3 protein-coding genes are annotated in these 6622 nt (G+C 67.8%); 1 reads left to right on the plus strand and 2 read right to left on the minus strand.

Annotation, left to right across the window (positions count from 1 at the left end; genetic code table 11):
• Positions 1 to 79: 79 nt before the first annotated feature.
• On the minus strand, positions 80 to 400 hold the full coding sequence (locus ACT4OC_RS23810; RefSeq protein ID WP_444841489.1) for a 2Fe-2S iron-sulfur cluster-binding protein: 321 nt from the start codon (positions 398 to 400) through the stop codon (positions 80 to 82).
• A gap of 123 nt (positions 401 to 523) precedes the next feature.
• The gene (locus tag ACT4OC_RS23815; protein WP_444841490.1) at positions 524 to 904 is read right to left on the minus strand and encodes an Hpt domain-containing protein; all 381 of its coding nucleotides are present in this window, start codon (positions 902 to 904) and stop codon (positions 524 to 526) included.
• Between the two features lie 392 nt (positions 905 to 1296).
• Here ACT4OC_RS23815 and ACT4OC_RS23820 point away from each other — a divergent pair, with 392 nt between their 5' ends.
• The gene (locus ACT4OC_RS23820; RefSeq protein WP_444841491.1) at positions 1297 to 6609 is read left to right on the plus strand and encodes a methyl-accepting chemotaxis protein; all 5313 of its coding nucleotides are present in this window, start codon (positions 1297 to 1299) and stop codon (positions 6607 to 6609) included.
• Positions 6610 to 6622 lie beyond the last annotated feature (13 nt).

The raw sequence follows: 6622 nt of genomic DNA on the forward strand, positions 1-6622 counted from the left end.
GAGCGCGCCGGAAAGGCTGACGCGAAATAAGCTGCAAAATAAGCTTAAGAGCTGGTTGGGGGTGACCGGAAAGGACGCCTCAGGCCTGCCGCTCCGGCGTGGAGACGACGAGCCCGTCGAGTTCGTCGGTGACCTTGATCTGGCAGGACAGCCGCGAGTTCGGCCGCACGTCGAAGCCGAAATCCAGCATGTCCTCTTCCATCGGCGAGGGCGAGCCGGTCTTCTCGCGCCAGGGTTCGTCGACATAGACATGGCAGGTCGCGCAGGCGCAGGCGCCGCCGCACTCGGCCTCGATGCCCGGAATGGCATTGCGGATCGCGCCTTCCATCACGGTCGCGCCGTTCTCAACTTCAACGGTCCGGGTTTCACCGGTGTGGTCGACATAGTGGATCTTGGCCATGATCTCTCGCGCTGACGGAAACTGCGGATGGAAGGAGTCCCGGCAGTCCTATAACGGGTCAACCCCTCCAATACCAGCGCTTGGCGGCGGGACAGACGGTGCGTTTTCGGTGGGATATTGCGTCTATCGGCTGCGGCGGAGGAACACGTCGATGGCGCCCTTGGCTTCCGCCACGGCATCCCTGAGCCGTTCCAGCGCGACCGCGGCGCTGCCGGCTTTCCCCACCGCCGCCTCGAGCCGGGCAGCGGCTTCCGCCACCGCAAAGGCGCCGATCGCCCGCGCCGAACCCTTCAGCGTATGCGCAATGTTTCCCGCCTCCGGCGGCAAGCTCGCGAGCTGATCCAGCATCCGGGCCGATTGCGCCACGAACATCGTCAGCACCTCGCATTCGAGCGCCGGGTCGCCCAGCGTCATGCGGGAAAGATGCGCAAAGTCGATCGGCCCGTCATCGGGTACGAGCGGCGGCGAGGACATCCATTCGATCCGTTCGAGATGAAGCGACATGGCAGAACCCAATTCTCGCCGCAGCCTAAGCCTTGGCTGCGGGCGCGCTCGCCAGCCAACCATGAAATTGGTTAACGGAACGTTTGGTGGACTTGCCGCAAATCTGCCTTGTTTTGGCCGGCTCGAAGCCCCATTCGCCGGGTTCCCGCAAGAATTCTGAGGACTATTAATATCTTACGGCGCAAACCTGTTAACGATGATTAAGATTGTCTTAATCGCGGCCATTTCATTCGCACCGCTCAACCAATAGGATGTTCGGCGGATGAAGCGGAAAAGTGCGCGCAGTTGCGCGACTTTGCATCGCTCAACGGGCATGTTTTCCGGCCCGGCGCCTCGCGAGGGGACGATTGCAGGCGCACCGGAGGCGTATAGTAAGAGGGCTCAGGCTGACCATGGCGAACAATCCGAAAAAGGCGAAAGACCCGACAGAAGTTGCGCTTTCTGCCATTCAGGAGGCCCTCAACATCAGCGAGCCGAATCCGGATCCGAACCGCAGCGCCGCGCCCGTCGACATGGCGCCGCCGGTGATGACCGCCACCGCGCCCGCCTATCCCGAGCCTGTTTTCGAAGCCCGCACCAGCATCGCTTCCGACCGTCCGGTGTTCGATACGATCGAGGAGCCGCGCGCGCCGCGCCGCGCCGCCAATGACGACCGCGAGACCATCGGCCAATTGCTGCAATCGCTGCAGAAGGGCCGCCCTGCCCGCAGCGTCTACACGCTTGCGACGATTTTCGCCGCCATCTGGCTCGCCGGTTGCGCGCTGCTCACGGTCAGCTTCCTCAGCTCGCTGCAGGCCGCGATCGGCCAGAGCGGCGGCGTGCTGGTGCTCGGCGGCCTTGCCGCGCTGTTCTTCGCACCCGTGCTGCTGATCTATTTCCTCGCCAGCCTCGCCTGGCGCGGCCAGGAAATGCGCATGATCGCGCAGGCGATGGCGCAGGTCGCCATCCGCTTCTCCGAGCCGGAAGGCGCCGCCAGCGACTCCATGGTCACCGTCGGCCAGGCGATCCGCCGCGAGGTCGCCGCCATGGGCGACGGCATCGAGCGCGCGATTGCGCGCGCCGGCGAGCTCGAGACGCTCGTCGCCAACGAGGTGGCGGCGCTGGAGCGCGCCTATTCCGACAACGAAGTGCGCATCCGTGCGCTGCTGCAGGACATCGCACACCAGCGCGACAATCTGGTCGGCCAGGCCGAGCAGGTGCGCAGCGCCATTTCCGGCGTGCAGATCGATCTGCGCCACGACATCGCGCTGATCTCCGACGCCATCGCCTCGCGCGTCGACGAGGTCGCCAAGAGCATCACCGGCGCGCTGGAAGAGCGCGGCGCCCACATCACCAGCGCTCTCTCCCATGCCGGCGACAACATGATCCTCGCGCTCGGCGAGCGCGGCGGCGACCTGCTCGACCGCCTCGAGGAGGCCTCGTCCGAGACCACGCGCGCCGTGCTCGACGCCTCCGAGCGGCTGACCACCAGCCTCAACTTCAAGACCGGCCACGTCCACGACGAGTTCGTCGACCTCGCCGACCGCGTCCACGAGATGCTGAACGAACGCATCGACCGCATCACCGCGGAATTCGAGAGCCGTTCCGCGACCATCGTCGACGGCATCTCCGACCGCACCGAGCAGGTCCACGACTCCCTGAAGAACTCCTCCGACTCGCTGCTGCTCGAGCTCGAGCTGCGCTCCGGCGACCTCGTCAACAAGATCGACGAGGCCGGCAACAAGCTCGCCACCCGCATCCTCACCTCCGGCGACAAGGCGAGCGACGCGCTCGACGTCACCGTCAACTCGCTGGTCGCCAAGGTGGTGAGCCAGACCGAGACCGCGCACGACTCGCTGTCGCTACAGATGAGCGCGTTCGACGACCTCGTGAAGAACCAGGGCGCCGAGCTCGCCGAGAAGTTCGCCCGCGACAGCGGCACGCTCGGCGCGCTGATCACCCGCCACATCTCCGAGTTCGACCGCACGGTGAAGACCTTCGGCGGCGACATCGTCGAGCGGCTGGGGCAGCGAACGGCGGAAATCTCCGAGAACCTGAAGAGCTACGTCGACAATTTCGACACCCGCCTCACCTCCAACGGCGGCGAGATCACCGCTTCGCTCGACCATCGCCTGCTGCAGTTCGAAACTACGCTGGGCACGCGCGTCGCCAATCTCGACACCTCGCTCGACGACAAGATCAAGTCATTCGACGAGACCATCGACGGCCGCCTGAAGTCGCTCGAAGTGAATTTCGACACCCGCGCCAGGTCGGTGACCGAGACCATCGATACACGCCTCGCCTCGCTCGCCACCACGCTGACCGACGGCGCCGCGCAGACCATCCACTCGATCGACTCGCGGCTTTCCCACCTCACCACCTCGCTCACCGAAGGCGCGCAGCAGGCGGTGCAGGCGGTCGACCAGCGCATCGCGGCGGTCACCGACACCATCGACGGCCGCAGCTCGCACCTCACCGACACCATCTCGGCGCGCTTCCAGGAAATCCACCAGGGCATCGAGACCCGCGTCGGCCTGATCGCGTCGGACATCGATACCCGCGTCGCGCAGTTCGAAGACCTGCTCGGCTCGCGCGTCGAGGCGGTCGCCGGGCGCATCGAAAGCTCCGGCCGCCAGGCCAGCGAGGATCTGATGTCGCGCGCCGAGATGCTCTCCTCCGGCATCAAGTCGCATGTCGAGGACGCCGAGCGCTCGCTGACCAACCTCGTGGTCAACACCAGCGAGACCATCCAGACCGGAGCGCGCACCGCGCAGCAGGCGCTGCTCGGCGTCTCCTCCGACGTCGGCGCCCAGCTCAAGCTGACCTCCTCGGAAGTGGAGGCGGCGCTCACCGCTGTCGGCACCGCGGCCGCGACCTCCATCCTGACCTCCGCCCGCGAGGCGCAGACCACGCTGGTCTCCTCCTCCTCGGATGCCGCCGGCCAGATCAAGTCGCTCGCCGCCGACGTCGAGCGCACGCTGTCGGCCGCCGGCAGCGCCACTGCCGCTTCCGTGCTGTCGGGCGCCCGCGAGGCGCAGAGCACGCTGGTGAGCGCGTCGACCGACGCGGCCAACCAGGTCAAGGCGCTGTCCGCCGACGTTCAGCGCACGCTGTCGATCGCCGGCACCTCCACCGCGGAGGCCATCACCGCCGGCGCCCGCGAGGCGCAGAACACCCTGGTCACGGCCTCCACCACCGCGGTCGAGCAGGTCAAGTCGCTCTCCGCCGACGTGCAGCGCTCGCTGTCGATGGCCGGCACCGCTACTGCCGAATCCATCACGACCGGCGCCCGCGAGGCGCAGAGCACGCTCGTCAACGCCTCCGCGACCGCCGCCGAGCAGGTCAAGACGCTGGCTGCCGACGTGCAGCGCACGCTTTCGATGGCCGGCGCCGCCACCGCGGATTCGGTCACGACGGGCGCGCGCGAGGCCCAGAACACGCTGATCAACGCGTCCTCGGAAGCGGCTCAGCATGTCAAGTCGCTAGCCACCGACATCGAGCGCACCCTCACCGCCGTCGGCGCCGACACTGCGGCCGCCATCCTGAACAGCGCGCGCGAGGCGCAGAGTTCGTTCGCCTCGACCTCGGCGGAAGCAGCTAGCCAGATCCGCGCCATCTCGACCGACATCGAGCGTTCGCTGGTGACAGGCACCGGCGATGCCGCCAGCCAGATCAAATCGATCTCGGCCGACGTCGAGCGGGCGCTGGCAGCCGTCACCGCCAACACCACCGACACCATCCAGGGCGCTGCCAACGCTGCGCAGACCGCGATCCAGGCCAGTGCCAGCAATGCGCAGAACGCGCTGGTCGCCGCCTCCAACGAGGTCTCCGCCAAGATCAAGTCGACCTCCGCAGACGTCGAGCGTTCGGTGCTCGCCGCCTCCTCGGGCTTCGGCTCGACCATGACCGGCAAGACCGACGAGATCGTCACCTATGTGACGCAGACGTCCGACCGCCTGTCGCAGATGATCGACGGCCGCCGCGGCGCGCTGGTCGAAGCGCTCACCGCCAGGACCAACCAGCTGTCGACCGAGATCGACCGCGTCACCGCCGACTCGCTGAAGGCGATCGAGACCCGCGGCCAGGCCTTCGCCCAGTCGATGGGCGCGCACGGCTCGGACGTGTCGCGCGCGATCGTCTCGGCCGGCGAGCTCGCCACCGGCGCCGTCGGCAAGTCGCTGAAGGAGCTGGAGCAGGCCTCGCGCGCGGCGATCGACCAGTCGCGCCAGGTCTCCATTGCCGCCGTCACCGAGATGCAGGAGACCAGCAAGATCCTGCGCACCGACACCGTGGCGCTGTTCGAGCGCCTTCGCGAGGGCAACATCCTCTTGCAGGAAGTGCTCACCGGCGCCCAGGACAACCTCAACTCGCTGGAGCGAGCGCTGGTCACCCGCGTCGCCGACTTCGTCTCCGCGATGAACGACGTCACCAGCCGCAACGGCGTTGCGACCCAGACGCTGGAAGACCAGCTCTCGGTGTTCAACGACAAGACCGCCAAGGCGCTGTTCGACCTCAACGCGCTATCGAGCCAGTTCGATACCCACGGCAAGGCACTCGTCGAGGCTGCCGCCGTCGTCGAGCAGGCCAATCGCTCGACCTCAAGCTCGGTCGCCGAGCGCAAGTCGACGCTGGAATCGCTGGTCACCACCATCGATCTTCGCACCGCCGACCTCGACCAGCGGCTGTCGCGCTTCACCAGCCTGCTCGATGAATCGCTTGCCGCCGCCGAAGAGCGCGCCCGCGACATCGCCCGCGTGGTGGCGGAGACCGCCGGCGCAGGCTCTGCCGCGATCAGCCGGCAGTTCGAGGCGGTGCGTGCCGCCGCCGAGAACGAGCGCCAGCATACGCTCGATGCCATGAGCGAGCTCTACCAGCAGAGCGCGCACGAGACCGACTCCATGTTCAAGGAGTCGACGGAGAAGTTCTCGGCGATGGTACAGGCGATGAAGCAGATGGCCGCCGAGATGCACAACGAGCTCGAGGCGACCCGCAACGAGCTGCGCCGCGGCGTGCTGGAAATGCCGCAGGAGGCCGCCGAGAGCACCGCGCAGATGCGCAAGGTGATCGTCGACCAGATCGAGGCGCTCGCCGAGCTCAACCGCATCGTCGCCCATCACGGCCGCGGCCTCGACGTGGTCGCGCAAGGCCGCGCCAGCGTGCGCCAGGAAGAGCCCGCCATGGCCGCCGTCGGCGGCGGTGGCGGACGCGGCAGCGCCTCCACCCTGCCCCCGCCGGATCTCGGCGTGCAGCAGACGGCGCGGCGCACCGAGGCTCCGCCGGTGTCGCCCGCCAACACCGAAGGCGGTGACGGCTGGCTCTCCGGCCTCCTCAGCCGCACCGACGGCGGCGGCCAGCAGCAGCCGCAGCGCGGCCGTTCGCAGGGCCCGGCCAATCCGCTGGAGTCGCTGTCGCTCGACATCGGCCGGCTGATGGACCGCAACCTCGCCGCCGAGATGTGGGACCGCTACCAGCGCGGCGAGAGCAAGGCGTTCTCCAAGCGCCTGTACACGCCGGCCGGCCAGAAGGCGTTCGACGAGGTCGCGCGCAAATACCGCGCCGACCGCGGCTTCAAGCAAACGGTCGACCGCTACATCGCCGAGTTCGAGCGGCTCCTGGACGAAGTCGCCCGCGACGAGCGCGGCCCGCAGGCGCTGCGTGCCCACCTCACCTCGGAGACGGGCCTCGTCTACACCCTGCTCGCCCACGCCGCGGGCCGGCTGGGATAAGTCGGGAAGCGAA

It is taken from the genome of Bradyrhizobium sp. (assembly GCF_052389815.1).
Classification (GTDB): Bacteria; Pseudomonadota; Alphaproteobacteria; order Rhizobiales; family Xanthobacteraceae; genus Bradyrhizobium.